Consider the following 24,401-nt stretch of genomic DNA (forward strand, 5'->3'; position numbering starts at 1 on the left):
ATGTCAGCCATCGCAATCGCGGCAACCGTCATCTTCTGGATCAATCAATGAGTCCTGAGCCTAAGCACAAACCATCTTCTGCCGGAACTTCTTGAGGCGCCGGAGTGTTTCCGGCGCCTTTGACACTTTAGCAACAAGAATGACACGCAATTCAAGAGTGCATTATGACAATGGCATCGGTTAACGAATCTGACCGGCTTCGGTTCGTCCTTGCGGGGCTGCGGAGTGCCGGGGTGTCGATGATGTACCAAGACGTTGACCTGATCATCCGGTTCGCAGCCAACCTGCCCGAAAGTTGGCTGCTGACAGAAGCTCTGGAGGGGCGCACCGACGAAGCGGTGTTCAACCCGCAACATGCCGCCAAGGTCATCAGCACCAAGCGCAGCGTAATCGACAGCGGCACAGCCACCAAGATGGAAATTCTTCACGCCGTCGAACATGAGCGGCACTGGTTCATGCTCAACGTCGAGCCTGACGTGAACTCCGCAGGCGATGTCATCGGTGTCTTCACCACCATAATCGACATCGACGACCTCAAATATCGAGAGACCGTTCTCAAGACATTGCTGCGCGAACTGAGCCACCGCTCGAAAAACCTGCTGGCGATCATTCAATCGGTCGCCTCGCAAACCGCCCGCTATTCGCAGGGGCTTGATGATTTCCTCCTGGCGTTCCGCAATCGGGTGCAGTCCATGGCACAATCGCAGGATCTGATCACCGAATCCGACTGGCGCGGCGCGGAACTGTTCACGCTGACGAAATCGCAGTTGCAGCCATTGATGGGCGAACTTCCGGCCAGCTTCACGATGGTGGGGCTGGATGCCTATCTGCTGCCCAACGCCGCCTTGCATCTGGGTCTGGCCCTGCACGAACTGACCATCGACTCCCTCGCCAGAGGCGCCATGGGTCCGGCCGGGGGAACGGTGCGGCTGTCCGCCCAGGAGAGCAAGAACGACGAGGGCGAACCGGTTCTGATCGTGACCTGGAGCGAGGCATTCGCCACCGGCCCGGACCAGTCCGAAATCCGGCCCACCGCCAAGAACGGTTTCTCCGGAACCGTGCTGGGGCGCATTGTGCCCCAGGCGCTTTCGGCGGTCGTTCGGCACGAAACAGGCACTGATCGAATGATTTATCAACTGACCATTCCCGACACCCAGTACGAGGTCAGCTCAAGACGATAACCCTCACCCCCGGATGTGCCGGCAAGTGTGATGGGTTTTTCGCGCTCCCAGCTCGGGCGCCCATCGTCTCATCCCGAAGTCTGAACGGCATGCGGCAATTATTGATTGATTTGCTTGGATTGTTTCACCCTGCGCCCCCGAGATAGCTGTTGTGTGGAACCTTGGCTGCGGCGGAACGTTGGTATGCCAAAGGAGAAGCCACATGGAACACATTGCCGCATTCATGCTGCTGATCGCCTGTAGCGACGACCTTAAGGCCTGCGAAGAAATCCCGGCCCCTGCTGTGGCCTACGAAACGGTCGAGCAGTGCGAGCAGGACCTGACCCAGGCCGTTCATGCCATGGCATCCCGCGAGAAATCCTATGGCACCTGTGTCGAGATCGACCCGGCCCTGATCTATGAGGATGCCGAGATCGTCTGGGATGTCACGCAAGCCGGCGGGATTGAGGTCAGCATCGAACTGATCAACCCGCACGTCGAACTCAATGCGGTTGCGCGCGCCGACTCGCCTGCGTCACCGACCCAGATCAACTAAAAGCGCCCGGCGCCGGCAAGCTTCAGGGCGCCCGCCCTGCCCGTCTTCCAATTCGGAGTGCTGCCGCGCCAGGCCACCCCACAGCAGCCAGAGGGCCTGACCATGTCGACACCAGCCCCCGCCATCGCTCACCGTTCTGTGTTCGAGGCTATCGCCATCATCCTGTCGCGGTTGAACCAGATCGGCCGTGAGCTCGAGATCCAGCTGACCGATGCAGCTTCCTTCAAGCGCGACAGGCTTGAGAGCGTCTTGCAAACCAACCAGGCGCAGATGGCCGACCTTGCCGCCTTTCTTGACCGGCACGGATACAAGGCGGACGAGCCAGCGCCACAGGAACCGCTGGTGGATGAAGGCGTGGCGCGGATCAGAGCCCTGTTGTCCAGTCTTGATATCAATATTCTCCCGGACATCGCCGCGGGTCAGAGATCCTTGTTGTCGACCTATGATGACGCGCTGGAGGCGATGATGGAGTGCGGCGGCAGCTTGGACGACATGGAGATGCTGCGCGGCTTGCTGCGCACACATCGTCGTCAGCTCGAGCAGATCATTGCCGATCTTGCCATCTCACACCGCGGTGTGGCGGATCACGCCGCAAATGAATCGAGAGCCTGACGGGCCGAGCAGAGTTTAATCCTCAACCTTGAAGTCCAGTCTGCGTTGCAGGAATTCCAGATCGGATCTGATCGGCTGTGCCAAGCCTGCAGTCTGCAGCAGGGCCTTGCCGTGCGAGCTTAACAATTTCCGCGCGTCCGGCCCGGCCACTTCATAAAGGGAGTTGAGGACGACGCCGAGATGATCCAGCATCAGAATATTGCCCTGTGCGGCCTGGCGCAGCGGATGCAGGGTCATGTTGAGCAGATCATCCAGCGACAGACCCGGAACCTTCAAACGGGCCACGCCATTTTCGTCGGATCGCACGTCACCGCGCAGCCCATCAGAGACAGGTTTTACCAGCGCGGCTGCAATGCGGTCGGCACAGGTGACGGCGGTGAAACTGTCATTGACGCCCGGCGACAGCGCCCGCAGCGCAATTTCGAGCAGGATCCGGACGGAAAACCGGATGTCGTCAACGGCACCGCGATAAGGTTGCAAATTGATCGCGTCGCGCACCGCGCAGGCAGATTTTTCATCGTCACCGCCGAAGCCGACAACGGCCAGTGTTTGTCCCGAGAGAACGAAGTCCCCCGGCGCGACCCGCACGGCAATATAGGTATCATTGTGCTGTGCAAGAGACAGCAAGGCGGTCTCATCGAGCGTGGTGACATAGCCCGATTGCGCGGCCTTGAGCGAGGTTTGCAGTCGGTCCTCGTCGAAATCGACGTGCTGTGCATCGGTTTCCGCCACAAGCGCATTGATCTGGCGTTCGAGCTGTTCGGAAATCTTGACCACTTCCGCATCGATCGTCACGCTGCGCGATACCGAATGGACAAAGTGAATGACCTGCAACACCGACAATGCGGCCAGAAGAAACGCCATGGCGATCGAGAGTTCGGGCCGCAGATCCGGACCAGTGGCTCTCAGGACGCTCAGCGAATAGAGGAATGTGCCACCCAAAAGCCCGGAGGTGACCTGGTTGACGCGATCACGGGAAAACCGCTGCAGAAGCCGGGGCGCGATGTTGCCAGCGGCCAGCGTGAACACCACCAGCATGATGGAATAGACCATGCTCAACGTGGTGATTGCCGCGGTTGCTATCGTTGTCAGCAGCGACCTCGCAGTGTCTTCCGAAATAGCCAGCCAGAACGGCAGCGGATCGCCGACAATGGTGAAATGCGTGTCTGTCCACACCAGCGGCACCGCAAGAAGCCAGAGACCGATGGCGATTGCCGCGGGGACGCCGAGCATGCCGTTCAAAGTGACAAACGCGCGAAATTTCATGAAACGTTCCTTTAAATCTTACTGGTAAACGCGCAAATCCGCTGATTGTTTCCGTTTGTCTGCAGATGATCCGCTGTGGCTACATGACCCCGTTTGGCCAAGTGTGTCGACCGGCAGGTGCCCGCTTTGGGCCCGTCCAATGCGCAAGGTAACACCATTGCCAGACCAGCCTTGGCAGATCAGCTCGACATCGAAGCGGAACCCGAACCCCGGCTGTGCGTTGACGCCCACACGGACAGAAAGGGTTTTCCATGACAGATCTTACGAAAACACGAAACGAACCGATCGAGCAACTGTTCGACATACTCGACGACACCCATGCGGTCATGATCGGCCTCGACCGGACTGGTGACGGGATGCAGCCCATGGCGCCGCAGGTCGATGAGGAAAAGCGCGGCATATGGTTTTTTGCAAAACGCGATTCAGACATGGGCGGGACAGTTGTCCGCCATCCGGCCAGCCGGGCAAACATCAGCCTGGTCGGCCCTGACCACAATTATCACGCCTACATCACCGGCACGATGAGCGAGGAACCCGAGACAGCGCGGATCGAAGAGTTCTGGTCGCCGGTGGTCGCAGCCTGGTTCGAAGGCGGCAAGGACGATCCGAATCTGATCCTGATGCGGTTTGACCCGGCCGAGGCCGATATCTGGGCTTCTTCAGGCAGCGTCATCCGCTTTGCATGGGAGATTGCCATGGCCAACATGAGTGGCGACGAACCCAGCCTGGGCGAGACAGCGCGGGTGGTGTTTCCAGGCGCTGCGCCGCACACCCAAGCGGTAAAATAATGAATTAAAAGACTTGGTGCGGAACCAAACTCCGGACATGGCGTTGTTCGAGCAGGCCGGACGCGCACTCACCCAACGGCCGAGTTATTGATCACAACCAGGAGAAAAAAACATGAACTGGGACATCGTTGAAGGCAAATGGAAAGAGTACAGGGGCAAGGCTCAGGCTCAATGGGGCAAACTGACCGATGACGACCTCGATGTTGTCGAAGGCCGCCGCGACGAGCTGGCCGGCAAGATCCAGACCCGCTACGGCAAAACCCGTGACGAGGCCGAGCGCGAAATCGATGACTGGCTCGGACGCAACTAATACACCCGTCTTTTCAAGACCCGGCAATCAGATTGCCGGGTCTTCTCTTACCTGAAAGCGCGCCGCATGAAGTCAGAAAGCCAGAGTGCGATTCCCGAGAATGCCAGCCCCTTGGTCAGGCGGCTCGGACGCACCGTCCTGTTGACTTCGGAAGAGGTCGATTATCTCGAAACCATGCAGGTCAACCAGGCCGCCATCTCCAAAGGCGATGAGTTCATCCGCGACGGCGAACCGTTGCGCGCGACCTTCCTGGTGCGGCGTGGATGGGTAATCCGCTACAAGATCACACCGGCAGGCCGCCGGCTGATTATCGGCGTCTCCCTGCCCGGCGACTTCATCGGCCTGCATGTCAATTTCAACCACACCTCGCTCTACTCGGTCGCTGCGCTGACCAATGCCTCGCTGGCACTGATCGAGCCGGTCCGCGTTCTCGAAATCCACCGCCGGTTTCCGGTGCTGGCGTCCGGGCTTGACTGGATGACGGTCCGTCATTCCAACATTCTTTCAGAACACAAGGTGTCACTCGGCGCGCGCACGGCGGCGCAACGGATCTTGCATTTCCTGCTCGAATTGTGGATCCGGCTCGAGCAGGTCGGGCTGGCCACGGCCAAAGGCTTTGAGCTGGAATTGACCCAGGAGCAGATTGGCGACTGCATGGGATTGTCCACGGTTCACGTCAACCGCTCTCTGAGCCGCCTGACCAAGGAGAAGCTGGTGCACATCGGCAAGGGCATGGTGAGCTTTCCCGAGACCTCGAGAGCGATCAGCTTTGCAGATTTTGATGAACGTTTTCTGGTTGAGTTTTCAACAGATTCAAACAATGGGGGCATCAATCAGCGGTTTACCAAAACCTGAATGACTGCTTAACCTGTGTTATAGACATGCTTGGCGTCAGGCCCTATCCGCAAGCATCGATCTCTTCGTCTATCATACAGGCACGCGTGCCATCGGCTCGGGACACAACTGGAGGTGCACATATCCGGCTTGATCCGCTCATTCTTGCGTCGCATCGGCAAGTTCCTTAACCGGATTGCCGCGCGCCCTCACGACAAGATTTTGGCGCTGTTTTACCGTGTGCAGCCAGCACTGGTGTTTTTCGTTGTGGCGCTGTTGGGCATGCTCACGGCGATTGCGTCCTGGTACACGATTGACCACGCCAACCGTTTGGCCTTCGTCAGCATTGCGGAAGATGCGGTGCGGCGGGTCGGCGATCGGGTCGAAAATCACATGCTGTTGGTCAAATCGGTCGAAGCTCACTTCCAGGCAGCGGGCGAAGTGCCCAGCGCAGAGGCCTTCAAGGTTTTCGTCAGCCATCTGCGGAAGACAGAACAGTTCAGCGGCGTCCAGGGCATTGGCTTTGCCCGCTATGTGACGACGGGAGCCTCGTCGGACCAGGCCATCGCCGCGGAACTTCAGCGCAATTACGGCATCAACCGCAAGCCGTGGCCGGAGACGAGCGAAGAGCAGCGGACACCCATCGTGCTGCTGGAGCCGGCGACCGATGCCAATATGCGCGCGCTGGGCTTCGACATGTACTCTCAGCCGATCCGCCGCGCGGCAATTCTGGCAGCCCTGGCGGAGCGGCAATTGCGGGCTTCGGGCATGGTGCAACTGGTCCAGGAAAATCCCCAGAACCCGCAGGCCGGATATCTGATGTACACGCCCTATTATGCCGCCAATTCAGGCAGGGCGCTCGGCCTGGTCTACGCCCCATTCCAGATTCCCAGCGTGTTTGAATCCGCCCTCAACCGATCACCGATATTGCCCATCCACGTCACCGCCTGGGACGGGGAACCATCCGACACGAGCCTGATCTACCGTTCAGACGGCAGACCCAGCGACCGGATCAACCGCCCTCAGCCGGTGGTGATGTCATTGGAAGTTGCCGGACGCAGCTGGAAAGTGGAAATCCGGCCATCGGAGAGCTACAGCCCTGCAGTCGATCAGACCCGGACATTCATGCTGGCCTTGGGCGGCTTGCTGCTCGCCGGAGCACTGGCCGTGTCATCGCGATCACAACAGCGCACCATCGAAGTCGGCGAGGCCTTGCGGGAACAATCCGAACGTGCGCTCAACGACCGCGAACTGCTGCTGCAGGAAATGAAGCACCGGATCAAGAACATGATCGCCCGGGTTCTGGCCATGTCACGGCAGACGGCGCGCTCCTCCACGTCGCTTGACGACTTCACCCAATCATTCAATGCGCGGCTGCAGGCGATGGCATCCTCGCAGGATCTGCTGGCGCGGACCGCCTGGCAAAGCGCTGATTTGAGAACGCTGCTCATGCAGGAACTGCGGCAGCTGTTCGGCGGCACACTGGACGAAGCTGCGCTTGAAGGGCCCGACATCGAGCTCAACGAGGTCGCCGCACAGGCATTTGGCCTGGCGTTTCATGAACTCGCCACCAACGCGCTGAAATACGGTTCGGCGCAATCGGATACCGGAACGCTCGAAATCAGGTGGCAGGCCGAACCAAGTTCAACCAGTCCCCAAACCCTGATCTTCTCCTGGCGCGAACGCAGCGAGCAACCACTGGGTGAGAAGGATTCAGCCGCGCTTGCCCGCAAAGGCGGCTTCGGCACCAAGCTGCTGGATGCCACTATGCGGGTCGAGTTGGGCGGGTCCCTCGACATTGTGCCGGATTCGCACGGGATCGACGTCATCATCCGCGTGCCTTATGGGCGGGTTGTGACGGATCGCCAACTGCGGCGGCGCGTCAAAGGCGCCTGATTGTATCGGCTGCCGGAGCGCCACCGTTCTCATGCAGGTCGCGCAAAAGTGTGCAGCGGTTTTGCGACAACGACATGCATGAACACAGAGCCTGAAGCGCATCCCCCGGAACCGGTTTGGTGCGACGCCTTGTTTTAAGAGCGCGTGCATCGGGAATTGGCTTCTCCGGGCGCTCAGATCCGATCGGGAACGATTGCTTCCGGGCGGCGTTGTCCCTGTTTATCACAGGGAATATCTGGATGAAGCCTTTGTATCGCCTGGAGCCGCCGGTTGTCCGGATCGCCGCGAAATCCGGCATGGATGCCGGGCTTCAATCGACAGCTCGCATTGCCATCATCATCACCGGGCTGGTCGCCACACTTGCCGCGCTCGATCACAGCCAGGCCTTCCTCGCACCGGTCACACTTGCTCTGGTTACCGGATTGATGGCATCGCCGGTTGCCAGTGCGCTCGAGCGCGTCGTTCCGCCATGGCTATCGGCGGCAACCGTGGTGGTGCTGTTTCTGGCCCTGATTGCAGCGGCGGTGGCGCTGTTTTCCATGCCATTGTCTATCTGGATGGACCGTCTCCCGCGCATCTGGCTGGAATTGCAGCGGCATCTGCTGGACTGGCGGACTGTATTCGACACCCTCGGCGGCGTGCAGGAACAGATCCGCAGCCTGTCCGGCGGTGAGACGAAAATGACCGTCGAAATTGCTGACAACACGGCTGTTGAGGAAATCGCCACGTTGGCGCCCGCTCTGATGGCGCAGATAATCCTGTTTCTTGCCAGCCTGTATTTCTTTCTGGCGACACGTCATTCGATCCGCACCAGCGTGCTGTCGTTTTGTTTCAGCCGCCGTTCCCGCCTGAGAACCGCGCGCATGTTTCGCGATGCCGAATGGTTCGTCTCGCGCTATCTCCTGTCGATTACCGTGATCAACGCCGGCCTCGGCCTGGCCACGGCCAGCGCGATGTGGCTGCTCGGCGTGCCCCAGCCGTATCTGTGGGGCATGCTGGCCTTCTGCCTCAACTATATTGTCTATATCGGTCCGGCCGTGATGGCGGTCATCCTGCTGGGTGTCGGCCTGGCAACATGGGATTCTCCGCCCGCCATTATTCTGCCGATGGCCACATTTCTGGTCCTCAACATGATCGAGGCACAATTCGTCACGCCTCAGATCATCGGGCGCTCCGTCACGCTCAATCCGTTTGTCGTGTTTCTGTCGCTGGCCTTCTGGATCTGGCTCTGGGGTCCGGTTGGCGGCTTGCTGGCGGTGCCGATGCTGCTCGTCACCTATGCGGTGCTCCGGAACGCCGTTCCCTTCCATGCTGCAAACCCGCGACATGGCGAAAATCAGTCAAAAAAAGTTGAACGCCGCCGGAACCAAGCGTGAGGGACAGCGTTTGATCCCTGTAACCACCGCCGAGCCGGCCCAGCGCTCTCACACACACGGTCCAGCCCGGCGGGCACCTTTCGATGCAAAAAGGAAATTATCATGTTTAAGATGCTCTTGGCCAGTACGGCGCTCGCGACACTTGTAACCACCTCCGCGCTTGCAGCAAGCCACTCCCAGACACCTGCCGCCACCTCAGAAACCGTTGTGACGACGGATCAGGGCGCAGCCATGGATACCAACATGAACCTGGCCAGCCGGCTGATCGGTTCGTCGGTCTATGCTTCGGCTTCTGAAGACGCTGAAAAAATCGGCGACATCAACGACATCGTCATCCACGATGACGGGCAAATCTCTTCCATTGTCGTTGGCGTTGGCGGCTTTCTCGGCATTGGCGAAAAGGACGTCTCGGTCGACTATGACACCATCGAGTGGGTCGAGCGTGATGGCGACCGCTGGTTGGTCGCCAATATGAGCCGCGAACAGCTTGAAGCGGCGCAGCCGTTTGATCGCACGACCATTTATCCCGACCGCGGCGCTGCTGTGGACATGACTGCCACTCCCGACGCCGAACAGCCGACCGGAATGGCGACCGACACGGACAAGCCGGCGGAAGAAATGACGGCGGAAAAAATCGAAAACGGCACAAGTGCCGTCGCGCCTGCCGAACAACAGACCACGTCGATCGATCGCTCGACCATGACCGTATTTTCAGCGGAAGAGCTCACCGCAGACAATCTGATCGGCCGCACTGTCTACAGCGCCAATGACGAGAACATCGGCGAAGTCGGTGACGTGCTCCTGACCAGCGACAACAAGGTCGAAGGGTTTATCCTGGATGTCGGCGGCTTCCTCGGCATGGGTGAAAAGCAGGTGGCCGTATCGCCGGAAAACCTCGACATTCGCGCCGACGCGAACGGTGATCTGACCCTGTTCACGCCGTTCACTGAAGATCAGCTGGAAGCCCAGCCTGAGTATTCAGAGGATTCCTGGAAGACCGACCGCGACGGCGTCATCCTTCGTGCACCAGCCCGCTAACGGCGCATGACTTCCCACTGAAGGCTGCCGGGTTTCGCCCGGCGGCCTTTTATTTTGAAGCAATCCCGACCGGGATGGAACCTTTTGCTTCGGCACAGCGTTGTCGAGGTGAACGTAACAGGAGATTTGAAAATGGCTGCCACAGGCAAAACCACACGATCCAATGGCAATGACGTCGTCGACGACATCGCCGAGCGCACGGCGCGCATCCGCGAAGAGCTTGCAGCACTTGGTGAGGCACTCGCCGGAGCCGGTGCGCTCAAGGCCGGAGTCGCACGCGAGGCAGCTGAAGCCCGGATCGACGATGTTCTCAAAAACGGCGAGCAATTGCTCTCCGAGATGGCCGGCAAATATTCGCGCGCCGAAAAGCAGGTCAGCACCACCGTCCGTGAAAAGCCGCTTCAATCGCTGGGCGTTGCCGTCGCCGCCGGTTTCCTGGCCGCGATCCTGCTGCGCCGGTAACTCATGATGTCATTGCTTCTCTCCCTCTCCAGCCTGGCCTCGTCCTATGCCGGCGCCAAGGCGCGGCAATTGTGCCGCGAGGCCATCCTTGTCGGCTTCGTCTGCCTGATGGCGCTGGTGGCGATCGCCGCGCTGTTTGGCGCCTTCATCGTGCTCGTGGCCGAAACCCACGGCCTTGTGTACGGAATGCTGGCGGGCGCGGGATTGGCATTGGCGCTGGCGGTACTGGCCCTTGGTCTGCGCGCGCTGGTGCGCCGGCGCGACAGGCGCCGGACGAGCGTGGAGCTGTCAAGCAATGCATCGGCGGTGGCGATCTCTGGCGCTGCCAGCCTTATCGCCAGGAACAAGACAACCGCGATCCTTGCAGGCTTGGCAATCGGCGCGATCGCCGCCTCCCTGACGCGCCCCAGCCGGAGTTAACCCCATCCGTGACCGAATAGGAAAACGATATGAATGAAAAACCACTGGATCCGGTCAGCGCCCGCCAGGCGCGTCAGGGAAAACCAGTTCTGGCGATCTTGTTGATCAGTCTGGTCCTGGCTCTGATCGGCGGATGGGTGCTTTGGGGCGTCATGGTCGAGGATGCTGGGCCGGTCGACACCAATTCGTCGCAGATCGAGGACGCACCCGCCAACGCTGCCCCGCAGTCTTGAGCCCTCTGCCGAACCAACCAAACGTTATCAGAAAGGAATTCATCATGGCCAATGCCGCACAGCCAAGCCTATCGCCGGAAGCCGCAAAGGAAGCTATCAACACGGGCCTGAAAACCGACTATCGCAAGTCGATGGCCAAGGATCTTTCGGAGTTGCTGGCGGCGACCTACCGGTTGACGATCAAGAGCCACATCTACCACTGGAACGTGGTTGGTCCGATTTTCAAACCGATTCATGAATTGACCGAAGAGCACTACAATGAGCTCTTTGGCGCCAGCGACATCATCGCCGAGCGTATTCGCGCTCTGGGTCATCTCGCCCCCGTGAGCTTCAGCATGACAAAGTCCTTCGCGCCGATCGAGTCGGACGTCGATCAGGCATCGGCGCATGACATGGTGGCGGATCTCATCTCCGAGCACGAGCAAACGGTGCGCGATGCCCGCAAGGCAGCAACCAAGGCCGGCGACAATGATGACGTGGTCACCGAAGACGTCCTGACCGCGCGGCTCACCTTCCATGAAAAGGCGCTGTGGATGCTCAGGGCCGTGATCGCCAGCTAAACCGGCCCGGTCGCGACGAACCACATTCGGGGCAGAGGCCATTTGCGGCTTCTGCCCTTTTTTGGGTGGTGGTCCGGAGACACAAAAAAACCCGCCGGAGCGGGTGTTTTATGGTGCGGTCGAGAAGAACAGAACAATCAGCTTTTTATGAGTAAAATCAATGATTGAAGTGTCCCACGACCGCCGAAGCCAGGTCGTTACACATCAATAGGTTAGCTGGCAGGTGTCCCACGCCACAAGCCGCAAATCATCCACTGAAATCAGCATCTGTGGATAAGTCCCTTATGTGTTGTTCAGTTTAAGACCCTGCGCGTCTCACGCATTTGGTCGAGGATGTACTGCGCAAGAGCGACCTCGCCTGTGCTGCGGATCAAGTCCCATCCGATATCAATCGTCACGATCTTGTCGTCCATGGCGATGCCTATTTTGAAGCTATCGAGACGGCGGGCCTCTTTGAGCTTGTCAGCAAAATGCGCGTCGATCTTCTCGCCACGTTCTGCCGCCATGATCGTCGCTGCGATCTGATCGGCCTGAGCCTTGAGAACGCGAAGCGGTGAATTCTTGGTTGTCATGTTCCCACCTTTTCATCCGTCCCTGACCAGACAAACTCGCCGTTTTCACCGACCGGGAAGTGCTTGCCGCAACCGACACAAAAAGTGCCAGAATAGAAGAACGGATCACGGGCATAGGTTTCCGCCAGGCTGTCGCCCATCGTGGTGACGACACCGCACACAAGATGCTTGTAAGCGTTGCGGACCGGGCGAACAAAGCCCTTCGCTCGCTCGTCATCTGACAAAACCACATAGCCTTTCTGCTGGCCGTTGGGCTTCAATTCGCGGTGATCCGACGTGACCGGCGATCCGTCTGTAAGCGTTGTTTTGGGCATGGTCGATGGTCCCTTTAATTATTAAACGATAGCGGCGCTGTTGCCGCCTGTTTCAACAAGATTAGTTGACTCATAGCGCGATGTCAACTAGGTTATGTTGACAAGTTGAAATTAGGGGCGCATATAGGGCAAATGAGAATTGCATATGGAATGAACCGTCGAGAAAAATCCTTTGCCAGCGCCAACATTGCGCCGGGCAAGTTCTTCATCGACACAGACAACAGCAAGCAGCTTGAACGCGAGGCGATGCTTCATTGCGTTCGCCCCGGCGTGACCGTGGTTGTGATGGCAAAGAAGGATCTCGGAGGCGGAGCCGGTCAGGTATCAATCATCAAAGCGATTGAAGCTGCTGGCGGGTCTGTCGAGGTGCTGGAGGGCGTCAAGGACGCGCCGCCGCCGTTGTCCGAGACAGAGATGAACGCGGCCCAGGAGGCGGAAATCTGCCGGATATGGGGCAACAAGGCATTGTCCGAGGCAACCCGCCTGATCCGGATCGAGGAATATCTCGGGAGCCCGATGGAGAAAGCGCAGGTCTATTACGTCTGTGTCACCAAACCGAAGCGCAAGAAGGCCAAGTGATGTATGCTGTCTATCGCCATTTCGATGAGAACGACCAGTTGCTTTATATCGGGCAGTCATTGAACCCGTTGCGCCGGATGGAAGAACACAAATATCAATCAGACTGGTTCGACAGCATTGCCAAAGTGACCATTGAAAAGTTCAATGAACACGCCGCAGCGCTAGTGGCTGAAGCCGCAGCAATCAGGGCGGAAAAGCCCATGCACAACGTCCAATATGCACGGACGAAAGCGGAACGGCACAAAACGCCAAGGGCAGATAGGCAAGCAGAGATGCGGCAACGGTGCGAGGCGTCGAGGCTTGAGGGCGCGGCGATCATAGGACTTACGAGAACCCTGCCAGAGCGGGAGTGCGCAGAGTTTATGCGCAGCAATTTCGAACACTGGAAGGCTGAGAACCGGGAACTTTGGCAACAGGCTATGAACGATGCCATGCGGATCACGGGGTACCAGATCCCGAATGATGATGACGTGATTGAAGCCAACAGTGAGGACGACACATGAGCGTACCCTACGCAACAGCCCGCAGCGGCCATGCCGCCCGCGATGAAATTACCAAGATACTGCAACGGTTCGGCTGCGAGAGTGTCGGCTTCATGGACGAGTTTGCAGAGCATTCGGTTTTGCTGGCTTTCCAGCATCGCGGACGGAGTATCCAGTTGAAGGCATCCGGCAAAGGATGGGCGGCGATGTATCTCAAAGCCGAGCCGTGGTCTCATCGGCGCAAGGGAAGCCGCCAAGCATACGAGCAGAAGGCGCTCGACCAAGGCATGATTGCCGTGAACTCGATCCTGCGCGATTGGGTCAAAGGTCAGGTTACCGCCGTCGAGTGTGGAATGCTCTCGTTCGGGGCCGTGTTCATGCCCTACATGCTGACCAATGATGGTCGAACGCTCTATGAGCGCGCCGACGAAATCCCGCTGCTTGCAGCGCCCAAACAATAGGAGGCATGGCCGTGACGACTGATCTATACCGGCGCACCATCGAATGGAGCGAGAAAAAGCTAGACGCCGAGGGCCACGAATTGACGCTCAAGTGCTGGCAGTCCCGCCCGTGGATGGTTGATGCCTTCACAGACGGGATCAACAGTGACCGCGAGCGCGAGATGAACGAGTGGTGCCGCGACAATTTCGGGCCCGAAGCGTGGCCGATCCACGGCAAGCCGGGGGATTGGTATCGCGGCAGCGCGACTGTCTACGGATGGACGCACATCGGGTTTGCAACCGTAGACATGATGAACCAGTTTCTGGCCCGGTGGCCAGCGCCCGAAACCGTATAATCGAAGGAGGCTGATCATGCCGAAGCCATGGCAATTCCAGCGCGACGAGCTGCACCAAACGCAGCCATACAAGCGGGCATTCGAGATCAACAATGCGGAAGCACGGAAAGCCGGTGGGTGCTGGTCAAAGACGGACTACTGCGACGATACGCATTGCCCTTGCGCCGACAAGAGTTTGGCCCGAGCCAAGGCTGAACTCAACAAATCTTAGGAGCAGACCATGCTGAACGACATCAGGTTCATCATCGTGGATAAGGTCTTGCTGTTCTGCCTTTGGCTGGCACCAGAGGGCCATGAACGGACGATTTTGGCCACTGCTCTGCTGGCCTATTTCAAGTCGAGCGTGGTGCTAGCCGAGCGCCGCAACCCCACCAAATAACAGGAGGGCCTGACCAATGGGCATCGAAGACCAGATATTGCAGGCATACCTCCAGAAGTCGCATGACAAGGGCGGCGGCTGGCAAATGGCAATGCGGATGATGGCATCGCGGATGCTTGTTCTCGAAGACCGGCTCTTGCGCGCCGGGGTCGATTTCCCGATCGACAGCACATTCGCCAATCGCTCGCACAATCATGCCCATGTCGAGAGATACGACAGCATCAACTGAAAATCGAAGGAGATTGCTATGACCGAAAAATCCGATGAACAGCAGGAATTGGATGAACTCGCAGGAGGCTGGACTGATGCAACCACCTTCGGATCATCCTATCAGCACTACATAAATCGAGATGGGCGGCAACGGTGGAGGCCCTATGCAAAACCTGACGATGCTGAGCCGCCGAAGTGGGAGCTTGGCGTGCCGCCAAGCGATGGCGCCGATCTGAGCAAAACCAAATCGTAGGAGCTGAGGCTTTGTGGCATTACATCACCCGCCCACTCAGAGATAGATCAGGATGGATTGCCCTCGCGAAACGGGAACCATTTGTCACTGAAGGCGACGTCATCCAGGAGCCGGGTGACGTCTGGTTTAACTTCGGAGCGACTGAAGCTGAAGCCAGAGCGAACATCGAAGCTGAGGTGCGATCGCTTCTCAATTGATCGCCTCGAGATATTCGAAGGAGAGCATGACCGATGGCTAGAGTTATGACGCCAGAGCAGTTCCAGCAATGCCCGGAAGGCACAGTGTTTGCCTATGGCGAGCGGTGGTGCTTTTCGTCGCTTATGGTCTTGGAAAGCCACATCACGGGCGACGGATATTGGGGCTTTTGGGCGGTCAACCCGATGTGGGTCCAGGCGCAGGACTCCGGACAGGCTTTCGACCGGCTTGAGGAAATGCTTGAGACTGGCACGAGCTATCCAGTCGAAGATGCCGCAAGCAAATTCATGTCCTACGATGGTGACAAGATGGAGGCGTTTTTCGTGTTTGAGCAAGCCGACATCGAAGCACTGGTTGCTACATTCAACCGAAAATGACAGGAGAGCAGGCATGGGAGTTGTCGGTGATTTCAAGAGTGCGCTTGATCGGGAACGCAAGTGGTATCTGAGCGCGCTGCGGGCGGCCGAATCTGACCTCCGAACCATCTCCCCTGAGCCAGCATCGCTTGAACTGGTCCGAGATCGGGTTGCGGCACTTGAGCAGGAATGTAGATCCAATCACGCAAGGAGCACCTGATGCGCTGGCTTAATTCATTCCGGGTCCGCAAGCTCCTTGAAACGGGCGGTCTGACCCATGAGAGCTCGGAGCGGATCATGGCTATCAAGGGGCTCGATTTTGTCCACTATCTTCGATATCGGCGAGCCGTGGCAGGCGGGATAAGCTCAGCGCACTTGGCCCAATACGAACAGAACAAACGCTATTCCAGGCGGCAGCATTTGCTGAGATCTCGAACCGGCGTTTTGGTGAAACTGAAATAGCCGAAGGAGGCATGCCATGCAAATCATCGAGATTGATGGCGTCAACGTCATCTTACACGGCTCGGAGAAAATGAGCTCGGGTGATGTATTGGATCTCGCAAAATGGCTCAATGCCGATGGCAATAATGCAGAAGAGGAAGTTGAAAAGGTCCGCGAAATACTGCGCTATCTCGCAAACAAAATGGCGCAAGGCCACATTACCATCCGATAGGCTACCTTCTCAAGGTGACGAATACTTCAAGGAGCCAGCCATGACCGCCGCAATTTCTATCATGGCAGTTATCTCAGCGTTTCTGGCCTACCGCAGCGGCCAATGGTGGGCGTGGCTTGCGGCTGCGGCGCTTAATGCCGGCGCGGCCTACGTGACGTGGGGTGTGGGGTGGGCCTGACCCCCAGAACGCAAAAAAGAGCCCCATGATCCGGCGGGACCACGGGGCTCTTCATTTTGATACAGAGTCCAAGCCAGGCAGATTGCAGCCACCCTGGCTTGGTCACACTTCCCGCAACCTACGCGGGGCCGGGCTGCCCCGGCGGGCAAACGCCGCGGATTGCGGCGAATCTGTTCAAGGCGGCGGGCGGCCGGTCCAATAGGTGTAGACGCCGACGAACCACCCGGCCGATGCCAGCACCCACCCGCCGACACGCAACAACGCATGGCCGAGTGTTCCTAAACCTTCGGCCTGATGGGTCAATTTCGTCACACCATCGGTGACATCCTTCATATCGCGGACCTCGCCGCTTAGGGCCTCCACCCTTCCGTTCATTGTCGCCACACTGGTTTCAAGATGGGCCTGTCTGAGGGTCACATCATCAAGTCGTTTATGGACTTTGTCTCGGCTCGCGGCTGACGCCCTTTCCGACTCCTTCATATCTTCACGCATCCCACCGAATTGATCGCCAAGGTTTTCGACCTTGTTGAGCAAGGTGCCCAGCAGCCGATCTATACTTTGATCGCTCATGTCAGCACCACCCGCGCCAGCAGAATGACCATGGCAATACCGGTCAGGTAGAGCGTGATTTCTCCGGGGTTCGCATTCACCATTGCTTTACCCCTGCCTTGATAATCCTCGTCTCAGCCATGTCGGCCTCCGTTTAGGTCGGCTTGGTCAGGGTCGGCCCGAGGTCGCATCTCAGGCCGGCCCGCTTAGTGTTGGCGGATCTCCGCCCCGTGCCGGGCGCATTCGGCCCTGGTCCACACCGAGGCCGCACAGATGCCGGTCACCGTCCGGTTGATCTTGTGCTGGTCATCAGCCGTGGCGCCCTTCGTCCCGATCAGGTCAGTCCCGACCACGTTACGGAGTCCGCTGACATTTGCCGGCGCCGAAGTCCCACACGCGGCCAGCACCAACGCAATCATCATAACCAAGCCGGGCGATATCAGCACTTTGAGCCGCTTCATTGTTCTGCCTTTCAATCTTGTTTCTGAGAGATTGCGCCCCGTCGGCGCGAAGCATCTGGATCACGGCCAGAACAGCGAGGCCGATGGCCACATATCTTGCAACGGTCCACCAGATCATTTGCCGGCCCTCCGCTTGCGAAGGAAGACCAGCCCGCCCACAGTGCCCGCCAGCGCGAGGAAGATGGCAAGGCCCAGCACTGTGCCCGGAGAGCCGTCATGCTCGTTCTTGGCCGCCTCTGGCGATTTGGCGGCCGGTTTAACCTGCGGCGCTGCCTTTGGAGTTGTGACGGCCGGCATATCGAGCCCGGCAAGACAGATCTCCAGCTCGCCAATGCGGTTGGCGTCCCCCATCTCGCGCCGCAGCTTGAGACCCCTGACCACCTTGCCGCCGGCGCGGTTGAACCAGGTCATGGCCTGGCACGATTGCTCAAGGTCTCCCGCGATCGCAAGCCGGGCGGCCGTCGATTTGCAAACCGCACCCGGCCCGACATTGTAGGTCAGGCTCAATATCGCCACCTGCCAGCCGAGCGGATAGCCGTCAAAGCCGGGAATGCATTTGGTCAGCGGCTGGCGGTAATCCTTCTCCAGCGTGGCCTGCAGCATCTCTGCGCATTGCTTGTCGGTGTAGCGATCGCCCTTTTTCACGCCCTTGGTCTCGCCGGTGCAGACCGTCCAGACCCTGCCGAGACTGTCCCAATAAGCGAGGTTTTTTGTGCCTTCCCAGGGCTGCATGAACACAGCCGTGAGCGCGATGACACCGGCAGCGCCACCGGCAAGAAGTGATTTTGCGCGTTTACTCATCGTCATCATCCTTTTGAGCAATCAGCCGGGCGGCGAAGGCCGCAGCAGTGGTGAGCGCGGAGAGCGCGGCGAAAACACCGGGCGCGATCTCCAACAGGCCATCAAGAAACGGAAGCGCCACTTCCGCGCCGGAGAGAACGGCAGCCAGGATCATCAGCCGGACCGACCAGGCCCGCCGCAGCACCCGCCGCCAGTCAGGAAGCAACGTCATGTATCGATCTCTTCAACAGTCAGCACCATCGCCCGCACACCACCGAAGGTGCGGCCTGCCGCCGTCCCGTTGAAGTAAATGTCACCAGCACTTGAGCGACCCATGCGGATTGAAATCGTGACCGCAGATGTCGTTCCGGCAACATACTCATGTTCAATGATGAGCTGCCTGGGCTCTCCAGCAGCTCCCCACACCGTATCCGCCACAATGGCGTTGACCCCGCCGTTGAAGACCGAAGCTGTGATCGAGGCCGAACTGGCGGGCGGGGTGTTTCCGTTGAGAATCGCCTTGATCCGCAGCTTGTTGGTTGATTTCGTCGGCGTGATCGTAGCTGAAAGAACCTGAAACCCTTCGGAGCTTTTCGGAATAGTGTCGTCGAGCGGGATGATCTCTGTGCGGGCCACATAGGCGGTGTAGATGTCGCGCACGACCTGGACTGTGTTGACGCCTCCTGAGGCTACATTACCTTCCGCATCAACCTTAAGAACGCCAGCACCTCCCGCGCCCGCTACGCCCTCAAAACGGACATCTTCGGTTGTGTGCAGTTGAGCTTCTGGCGAAGCCGTTCCAATCCCAAAGTGCGCACCACTTGCTGTGGCGACTCTCGTGCCGCCACGGAAAAGCGAGAGGCTGCCATTATCCTCCCGGTAAAGGCCCGTGTTTTCGCCAATGGGCTTAATCAGATAGCCCGCGGCGGCTGGGCGCGTGAACGCACCTTCCACGTTCAGATCCCCGGTGACCGTACCCCCCGACTTGCCGAGCCTTTCGTCAAGCGCCGACTGCAACCCCGTTACCGTGCCAATGGCTTGAGAGCCGGTATGGTTCGCCCGATCGAAGACATCCTTTGCGATTGCCTGCGGGTCGTATGTCGCAACAACCATGTCTCCAAATCCGTCGCCATCCGCACCTGGTGTGCCCCGCTCGCCAGCCAGGTTGATCGTCCAGTCACCCCGCGTCCCGGCCCCGCCCACAAGATCGACAGACATCTCCAGCGTGACGCCCGAATAGGCCGTGACAACGCCTTCCATCCATCTCGACCCGTCCGCATCCGACGATGCCCGGAGCCGCGCACCGACGCCCCAGCCTCGATCAGCCTCTGTGACGGTAAATGTCTTGCTGCCAGAGCCGATTGCAAGGCTGGTGGCGCTGGTGCCGACAACGTCCGACGACCCCGGCGCGCCGGCGGCGCCATCAACACCATCAACACCGTCGGCGCCATCAACACCGTTAACACCATCAACACCGTCAACACCATCGACCCCCGCCGGGCCAGCCGGGCCGCGGATCTCCACACCGCCGGTCCATGTGCCCGGTGTTGCGCTTGACCTGACATAGAGGACAGGCCCGCCGGTTCCCGATGCCGGCAACAGCGCGAACTTGAACCCCTCCGCCTCATCGTCAAACGCATCGCGATCGGCAAGCGCGGTCCCGAAGGCGTCATAATCGAAAAAGAACTGGCTTTCGAGCTTGTCGACCAGATCGGCCAGCTTGTCCTGGGCATTGACCAGACGGGCCGCTGATGCGGTTGACCTGACAATGATATAGGCCACCTCCGAGACAGTTGACCCGGCCCAGTCTTGCTCCAGCGTGGCGGCGGTGTCGCTTTCCACGCTGGCGATAACGCCGATCACCCCATCAACAATCAAAATACCGCCCGCACAGGCCCTGACGCTGAACAGCGTCATGTCTCCGGTCACGGTCTTGCTCCCGGCCGTGAGGCTGATCACGCCGGTTTTTTCAGTCGTATAAGCTGTCATGGCAGTCCCTGTTAGGTGATGATCAGAGAGGTGGCGGGCGGGCGGCAGGACTATGTCGGGATGCCAAAGATGTAGTAGCGGATGCCGACCGTCGGGTAGGTGTCGTCAACAAAGGCCGTTTCGCCCGATTCTATAATTCGACCTCTGAACGCATGAAACACAGCCTGGGTATTGCTGTTCAACGTGCAGTAGACTGTATCCCCCCCCAAGCGCTCGAACTCGCTTCCGGGACTGAACGGGCCTATACGTTTGCGAACAACAGGCGAGCACGCGATGTAAGGCGGCGATGCCCCTCCCCCGCGAACAACGGACATTTTTATGAAGGGGAACAGGTTGCCCGGATTGGCGAAGTTCACTGTGAAAGACTGGTAGCCCGCAAAGGGGTTGGCGTTATACACGCTCAAAACATCGAGATAGCCCTCATCCAAAATAGGAATACTGGGCCAACGGCTGTCGATAACGATGTCAGCCAGCGCAGGCGGCTCCGCAGACCCTGGGCGTAAAATCTGGAAGACGGTGTCGCCATCTACGTCAATCTGCCGGAACACCTTGTTCGACCCTGTTGTGGGCGGTGCATCATCTGCGGCGATGATCATATATCGAATGTGATAAGTGGTGGCTGTGTCGTTATAAAAGACAACCTTGGAGCCGCTGATTTTGTACTCAAAATTCCACGTGTCATCGATGTATAGGCTCGGCGGAAACGGGAATGATATCGCAGACCCGGAATACATCGCTTGCTCTACGACAACCGTGTCATTCAATGCGATTCCACACTCGACAACATGCGTGGTTCCACCGGCAATCGCCACATCCCCGGCAGCTATAACCTTGCCCGGACGTTTGTCAGCGGAGAATACCAGCTTGTCGAAAGTGGCAGTGTCAACATTGTGACCCTGACGTGCAATCTTGAACTGCGTGGGGCTTATGGTTATGGCCTTGACCCCCGACGTTCCGGGGATTTTGGCAGCGTCTTCCAGCGGTGTGTTGTCGGCTGGCAAATTCCACAGAACCTGTGCGGCGCTCCTGCTCAATTTTGAAACGACATTTCTCAGAATGTAGCCGCCGCCTTCGTAATTGAGCCAATGCAGCCTCTCTGCGCCTGTGACCGATGCGTTATCCGGGAGTGTGTGGTAGCCGCCACCAGCGGGCACAACAAAGGCAGACTGGGGCGAAACGGGCATTGAACCGGTGGATGCTGTCAGCACGTAACCGCCACCAGGAATCGACAGGCCTGCAACGGTTCTGATATTCGCGTATCTGCCGTTCGATGTGTTTTTTGTGCAGTCTGAAAGCAGCGGGCAACCATACCTCAGATTGTCAAAATACCGTGTGCTGTACAAAGTCTCCCCAACCACACCCCCGGATACTCGGATTGTTGCCTTCTTATAATTTGTGCCATTCGACCCCGGCGGCGACATATAAAGATAGCCGGTATTCGGACTTAGCGGATAGACAACAGGCGCGCCGTACTCGGCACCGGGAGTGCCGGTTTCCCTTGTGACAACAGCACCAATAGCTGCATTCCCCGCATCATTGCTGTTGTAGGAAAACTTGCTTCGCTGGCTGTCAGGCGTCGAGTAAGGGTCGTCAGCACTGTCCCGCGTGATTTTCAAAGCAGGAATCCCATTGCTATCAATACCAATGAACAGTCTGGACATCAGGAGAAAACTTCTATTGACGCAAAGGAATCCGACCCCTTCAGCACCAGTTTCCCGTTCGCACTGGAAAGCTGATCGAAAACAAGCGATCCAACCCTGATGTTCTGCAACAACAGATCCGCCCCGGACGTCCCGAACACTGCAATCGGCGTCCCATCGGGCTTGAGGATGTTGAACTGGTCATTGAAAAATGACCACGAAGCTTTTGTTGGCGTGATATCAAGAACAGCACCAGCCTCCCGGTAAACCCCACCCGCTTCGGCGCGCCCGTACATCGAAAGCCGGGTCAGAGATCCCCCCGTACCTGCCGATGCCTCGATCTTGAACAAGCCCGATGCGGTGGCGTCGTCGGCCTTGGCCCCGACAGCGGTTAGCGAACTGGCGAGAGCTTCGTCACCGTCAATGCGGGCCTGGGTTTCGGTCTCGACGAAAGCTGCGAATTCACCCTTTGACCGCCGGATGATGTTGCGATCCAGAAACCGTTCGGCAGTGTCGGCCGAGGCGTTGCCGGCCGACAGATCCAGCTTGCTTTCCAGATCATCCACCTGCTCGCGAAGCCGCTCAAACAGGCCGTAGACATCATCACGTGCCTGGCGAAGCCCGACCGTCACATCACTGGATGGCGGGTTGGTGGTCGTCACCTCTTTCCAGGCGGCCGGAACAACCGGGCGCGCCGGGTCGGTGCGGAGAATGTGGCGCGCCTCATAGGTGGTGTTGCGCACGACGGCTTCACTCAGGATCGCAATCGTCATGTCGCGGCCAACGATCTTCTCGAACACATTGGCCGGGTCTGCCTTGACACGCCATTGCAGCACCGCGCCCGAGACCGTCGGATCGGTCGGCGCGGTCCACGATGCCCGGATGATCGGATAGGCCTGGCTGTCCGACCCCACCCCGGTTGCCGCCGTGACAGTGAAATCCTGCAGCTCATTGGCATAGACCGGGGTGGCGGGCCCAAGCGGGATGGGCGGCACGGTAATGCCGACGCCGGCATAGATATCACCGGACCTCTCCTGCAACGACAGCACCACATTGCGCGGCCCGTCATCACTGTCAGCCATGATCTGCATGTCGGTGACCATGAAGGTTCGCGAGCCGTAGCGCGCAGAATTCCAGGTGATCCAGTCGGCTACCTCCAGCACCTGCCAGCGGGGCCGCACAGTCAGGCTCGCGGTCGCCTCGAACCGGTTTTCCGAATAGTAGATCGCGGCGAGCTGCCCGGCCTGCTTCGGATAGGGAACCGTGTCGAAATTGATGGCGACATCCCGTGTGCGGCGGTCGATTGCGACAGTGCCGGCGTCCCGCGCTGTAGCGTAGCTGGTCGACGACCACAGATTGTCCGGATTCGGAAACGTGCCAGAAACCGAATTGACCAGCTCATCCATGGCCCGGCGGCGCTGGAAAGAAACCGGCTGCCCGACGACCAGGTCGTCATCCGTCAATGTGGCCACAACCGACTGATCGGTGCCGACGACAAAATAAATCTCGCCAACGCTTGTGACCAGGATACCGCCGCAGGAGGTCATCACCGCTTCAATATTGTCGCCATGGGCCGCCGTGCAGTCAAAGCCGATCGAGCAGCGATAGCGCGGCCCACCATCAACAGTCTCGTCACAGATGTTGGCGGCGAGCGTCAACTTCGACAGCGGCAGATCGGACTGGCTGACCTCCATTCCGCAAAACAGGTCGCCATTGATCGCAAACCCGCGATGATAGGCATAAAACATCAGCGCCGGATTTTCCGAGAATTCCCAGGTGGTGACATCGTTCCAGCGATGCGCGCCAGAACCGCCAACGGTCGAATCCTTGCGCCAGTCGTAGAGCGGAGCGCCCTTGGCCTCGAACAGGAATTGAGGCGGTTGCGTCAGCTTCTCCTGGTCGTATTCCATGGTGACGACCACATAGGAAATACCTGTGCCCTTGTGCGCCGCAGTCCATCTCCCGGACGGATTGGAGCCCGCCACCAGCCCCGAGTCTGCTGCCGCCTGCCTGCCGTCATGGTACTTGATCCAGATCTTGCCGGCATGTTCGCCATTGGTGACAACCGCCCCCCTGGTGGCATCGACCGCGCCGAGGCTGGCCAGCTCACCATCAATCCACACCTTGTCGAGTGACGTGGTGTAAAAATCCGACAGCACAAAAACCTGTTGCAGCGTTTCATTGGCGGGGCCATAGGCATTCGGATAGACGAAATGCCCGGCGACAGCGAACCGCCCGCACATCACCTTTCGCGGGACGTTTTCGCCATATTGCAGATCCAGCTCGACACCGGATACCGGCGCAGCGGGCTTCTTGGCGAAGGCCTTCTGCACCGCCGCAGCGGCCAGATTGAGCCCGATCGACAGCGCGGCCCTGCCGAACAAACCCAACCCGCCAAGGGCGCCTGTGAGCGGCGCAATGAACGAGCCGACAGCCGTAATCGCTGCGCCGACGACGCCTATGATGGCCGAAAAGATTGGCATG

The 24,401-nt window shown here is 58.8% G+C and carries 32 protein-coding genes; 22 read left to right on the forward strand and 10 right to left on the reverse strand.

Features of this window, described 5'->3' with window-relative positions:
• The first annotated feature begins 239 nt into the window (after nucleotides 1-239).
• The 3 genes from PZ897_RS01870 (at nucleotide 240) to PZ897_RS01880 (ending at nucleotide 2,328) form a co-directional block, all read left to right on the forward strand.
• Complete coding sequence (locus PZ897_RS01870; protein WP_275749324.1) at nucleotides 240-1,181, forward strand: PAS domain-containing sensor histidine kinase; 942 nt, start codon at nucleotides 240-242, stop codon at nucleotides 1,179-1,181.
• 202 nt (nucleotides 1,182-1,383) lie between these two features.
• Nucleotides 1,384-1,716 (forward strand): hypothetical protein, encoded by a 333-nt coding sequence (locus PZ897_RS01875; protein WP_275749325.1) that lies wholly within the window; start codon nucleotides 1,384-1,386, stop codon nucleotides 1,714-1,716.
• A gap of 102 nt (nucleotides 1,717-1,818) precedes the next feature.
• Complete coding sequence (locus PZ897_RS01880; RefSeq protein WP_275749326.1) at nucleotides 1,819-2,328, forward strand: hypothetical protein; 510 nt, start codon at nucleotides 1,819-1,821, stop codon at nucleotides 2,326-2,328.
• Nucleotides 2,329-2,343: 15 nt separating this feature from the next.
• Here PZ897_RS01880 and PZ897_RS01885 read toward each other — a convergent pair whose 3' ends face one another.
• Nucleotides 2,344-3,594, reverse strand: a complete 1,251-nt coding sequence (locus PZ897_RS01885) for a DUF2254 domain-containing protein (protein ID WP_275749328.1) — start codon at nucleotides 3,592-3,594, stop codon at nucleotides 2,344-2,346.
• Between the two features lie 251 nt (nucleotides 3,595-3,845).
• On the opposite strand from PZ897_RS01885, the gene PZ897_RS01890 reads away from it, so the two are divergent.
• From PZ897_RS01890 to PZ897_RS01935, 10 genes are all read left to right on the forward strand, one after another.
• Complete coding sequence (locus PZ897_RS01890) at nucleotides 3,846-4,382, forward strand: pyridoxamine 5'-phosphate oxidase family protein (RefSeq protein WP_275749329.1); 537 nt, start codon at nucleotides 3,846-3,848, stop codon at nucleotides 4,380-4,382.
• A gap of 112 nt (nucleotides 4,383-4,494) precedes the next feature.
• Nucleotides 4,495-4,692 (forward strand): CsbD family protein, encoded by a 198-nt coding sequence (locus tag PZ897_RS01895; protein ID WP_275749330.1) that lies wholly within the window; start codon nucleotides 4,495-4,497, stop codon nucleotides 4,690-4,692.
• A 66-nt stretch (nucleotides 4,693-4,758) separates the two neighbouring features.
• A complete protein-coding gene (locus tag PZ897_RS01900) occupies nucleotides 4,759-5,547 on the forward strand; it encodes a Crp/Fnr family transcriptional regulator (protein WP_275749331.1) in 789 nt (262 codons plus the stop codon).
• Nucleotides 5,548-5,676: 129 nt separating this feature from the next.
• Complete coding sequence (locus PZ897_RS01905) at nucleotides 5,677-7,422, forward strand: CHASE domain-containing protein (protein WP_275749332.1); 1,746 nt, start codon at nucleotides 5,677-5,679, stop codon at nucleotides 7,420-7,422.
• Between the two features lie 239 nt (nucleotides 7,423-7,661).
• Nucleotides 7,662-8,798, forward strand: coding sequence for an AI-2E family transporter (locus PZ897_RS01910; RefSeq protein WP_275749333.1), 1,137 nt, complete (start codon nucleotides 7,662-7,664; stop codon nucleotides 8,796-8,798).
• 102 nt (nucleotides 8,799-8,900) lie between these two features.
• Nucleotides 8,901-9,836, forward strand: coding sequence for a PRC-barrel domain-containing protein (locus tag PZ897_RS01915; protein WP_275749334.1), 936 nt, complete (start codon nucleotides 8,901-8,903; stop codon nucleotides 9,834-9,836).
• A gap of 132 nt (nucleotides 9,837-9,968) precedes the next feature.
• Entirely contained in the window at nucleotides 9,969-10,298 is a 330-nt protein-coding gene (locus PZ897_RS01920) for a DUF883 C-terminal domain-containing protein (RefSeq protein ID WP_275749335.1), read from the forward strand.
• 3 nt (nucleotides 10,299-10,301) lie between these two features.
• The gene (locus PZ897_RS01925; RefSeq protein ID WP_275749337.1) at nucleotides 10,302-10,718 is read left to right on the forward strand and encodes a hypothetical protein; all 417 of its coding nucleotides are present in this window, start codon (nucleotides 10,302-10,304) and stop codon (nucleotides 10,716-10,718) included.
• A 29-nt stretch (nucleotides 10,719-10,747) separates the two neighbouring features.
• The gene (locus PZ897_RS01930; protein WP_275749339.1) at nucleotides 10,748-10,951 is read left to right on the forward strand and encodes a hypothetical protein; all 204 of its coding nucleotides are present in this window, start codon (nucleotides 10,748-10,750) and stop codon (nucleotides 10,949-10,951) included.
• A 44-nt stretch (nucleotides 10,952-10,995) separates the two neighbouring features.
• The gene (locus PZ897_RS01935) at nucleotides 10,996-11,511 is read left to right on the forward strand and encodes a DNA starvation/stationary phase protection protein (protein ID WP_275749341.1); all 516 of its coding nucleotides are present in this window, start codon (nucleotides 10,996-10,998) and stop codon (nucleotides 11,509-11,511) included.
• A gap of 293 nt (nucleotides 11,512-11,804) precedes the next feature.
• Here PZ897_RS01935 and PZ897_RS01940 read toward each other — a convergent pair whose 3' ends face one another.
• Nucleotides 11,805-12,083 carry a hypothetical protein gene (locus PZ897_RS01940; protein ID WP_275749343.1) on the reverse strand — a complete coding sequence of 93 codons (279 nt, stop codon included), beginning with the start codon at nucleotides 12,081-12,083 and terminating at the stop codon, nucleotides 11,805-11,807.
• Entirely contained in the window at nucleotides 12,080-12,397 is a 318-nt protein-coding gene (locus tag PZ897_RS01945; protein WP_275749344.1) for a hypothetical protein, read from the reverse strand. The genes PZ897_RS01940 and PZ897_RS01945 overlap by 4 nt, the downstream gene beginning before the upstream one ends.
• A 150-nt stretch (nucleotides 12,398-12,547) precedes the next feature.
• Here PZ897_RS01945 and PZ897_RS01950 point away from each other — a divergent pair, with 150 nt between their 5' ends.
• The 9 genes from PZ897_RS01950 to PZ897_RS01990 all read left to right on the forward strand — a co-directional run bounded on the left by PZ897_RS01950 (nucleotide 12,548) and on the right by PZ897_RS01990 (nucleotide 16,320).
• Nucleotides 12,548-12,976, forward strand: a complete 429-nt coding sequence (locus PZ897_RS01950) for a hypothetical protein (protein ID WP_275749346.1) — start codon at nucleotides 12,548-12,550, stop codon at nucleotides 12,974-12,976.
• Nucleotides 12,976-13,479: a GIY-YIG nuclease family protein gene (locus tag PZ897_RS01955; RefSeq protein ID WP_275749348.1), complete on the forward strand. Its 504-nt coding sequence runs from the start codon at nucleotides 12,976-12,978 to the stop codon at nucleotides 13,477-13,479. The genes PZ897_RS01950 and PZ897_RS01955 overlap by 1 nt, the downstream gene beginning before the upstream one ends.
• Entirely contained in the window at nucleotides 13,476-13,919 is a 444-nt protein-coding gene (locus tag PZ897_RS01960) for a hypothetical protein (RefSeq protein ID WP_275749350.1), read from the forward strand. Before PZ897_RS01955 ends, PZ897_RS01960 begins: the two co-directional genes overlap by 4 nt.
• Nucleotides 13,920-13,930: 11 nt before the next feature.
• Nucleotides 13,931-14,254, forward strand: coding sequence for a hypothetical protein (locus PZ897_RS01965; RefSeq protein WP_275749351.1), 324 nt, complete (start codon nucleotides 13,931-13,933; stop codon nucleotides 14,252-14,254).
• A 220-nt stretch (nucleotides 14,255-14,474) separates the two neighbouring features.
• Nucleotides 14,475-14,633 carry a hypothetical protein gene (locus PZ897_RS01970; protein WP_275749352.1) on the forward strand — a complete coding sequence of 53 codons (159 nt, stop codon included), beginning with the start codon at nucleotides 14,475-14,477 and terminating at the stop codon, nucleotides 14,631-14,633.
• 16 nt (nucleotides 14,634-14,649) lie between these two features.
• Nucleotides 14,650-14,862 carry a hypothetical protein gene (locus PZ897_RS01975; RefSeq protein WP_275749354.1) on the forward strand — a complete coding sequence of 71 codons (213 nt, stop codon included), beginning with the start codon at nucleotides 14,650-14,652 and terminating at the stop codon, nucleotides 14,860-14,862.
• 18 nt (nucleotides 14,863-14,880) lie between these two features.
• Entirely contained in the window at nucleotides 14,881-15,096 is a 216-nt protein-coding gene (locus tag PZ897_RS01980; protein WP_275749356.1) for a hypothetical protein, read from the forward strand.
• Between the two features lie 230 nt (nucleotides 15,097-15,326).
• Nucleotides 15,327-15,668 carry a hypothetical protein gene (locus PZ897_RS01985; RefSeq protein WP_275749358.1) on the forward strand — a complete coding sequence of 114 codons (342 nt, stop codon included), beginning with the start codon at nucleotides 15,327-15,329 and terminating at the stop codon, nucleotides 15,666-15,668.
• Between the two features lie 457 nt (nucleotides 15,669-16,125).
• A complete protein-coding gene (locus PZ897_RS01990) occupies nucleotides 16,126-16,320 on the forward strand; it encodes a hypothetical protein (RefSeq protein ID WP_275749359.1) in 195 nt (64 codons plus the stop codon).
• Nucleotides 16,321-16,672: 352 nt separating this feature from the next.
• Here PZ897_RS01990 and PZ897_RS01995 read toward each other — a convergent pair whose 3' ends face one another.
• From PZ897_RS01995 to PZ897_RS02025, 7 genes are all read right to left on the reverse strand, one after another.
• Complete coding sequence (locus tag PZ897_RS01995; RefSeq protein WP_275749360.1) at nucleotides 16,673-17,068, reverse strand: DUF1515 family protein; 396 nt, start codon at nucleotides 17,066-17,068, stop codon at nucleotides 16,673-16,675.
• Between the two features lie 185 nt (nucleotides 17,069-17,253).
• On the reverse strand, nucleotides 17,254-17,508 hold the full coding sequence (locus PZ897_RS02000) for a hypothetical protein (RefSeq protein WP_275749362.1): 255 nt from the start codon (nucleotides 17,506-17,508) through the stop codon (nucleotides 17,254-17,256).
• Between the two features lie 114 nt (nucleotides 17,509-17,622).
• A complete protein-coding gene (locus PZ897_RS02005) occupies nucleotides 17,623-18,309 on the reverse strand; it encodes a lysozyme (protein ID WP_275749364.1) in 687 nt (228 codons plus the stop codon).
• On the reverse strand, nucleotides 18,302-18,520 hold the full coding sequence (locus PZ897_RS02010) for a hypothetical protein (protein ID WP_275749366.1): 219 nt from the start codon (nucleotides 18,518-18,520) through the stop codon (nucleotides 18,302-18,304). The genes PZ897_RS02005 and PZ897_RS02010 overlap by 8 nt, the downstream gene beginning before the upstream one ends.
• Nucleotides 18,517-20,277: a hypothetical protein gene (locus PZ897_RS02015; RefSeq protein ID WP_275749368.1), complete on the reverse strand. Its 1,761-nt coding sequence runs from the start codon at nucleotides 20,275-20,277 to the stop codon at nucleotides 18,517-18,519. Before PZ897_RS02015 ends, PZ897_RS02010 begins: the two co-directional genes overlap by 4 nt.
• 50 nt (nucleotides 20,278-20,327) lie before the next feature.
• On the reverse strand, nucleotides 20,328-21,938 hold the full coding sequence (locus PZ897_RS02020) for a hypothetical protein (RefSeq protein WP_275749369.1): 1,611 nt from the start codon (nucleotides 21,936-21,938) through the stop codon (nucleotides 20,328-20,330).
• Nucleotides 21,938-24,400: a phage tail protein gene (locus tag PZ897_RS02025; RefSeq protein ID WP_275749370.1), complete on the reverse strand. Its 2,463-nt coding sequence runs from the start codon at nucleotides 24,398-24,400 to the stop codon at nucleotides 21,938-21,940. The genes PZ897_RS02020 and PZ897_RS02025 overlap by 1 nt, the downstream gene beginning before the upstream one ends.
• Between the last annotated feature and the right edge of the window lies 1 nt (nucleotide 24,401).

Origin of the sequence: Hoeflea sp. YIM 152468, assembly GCF_029210485.1 — a bacterium.
In the GTDB taxonomy this organism is placed as follows: Bacteria; Pseudomonadota; Alphaproteobacteria; order Rhizobiales; family Rhizobiaceae; genus Hoeflea.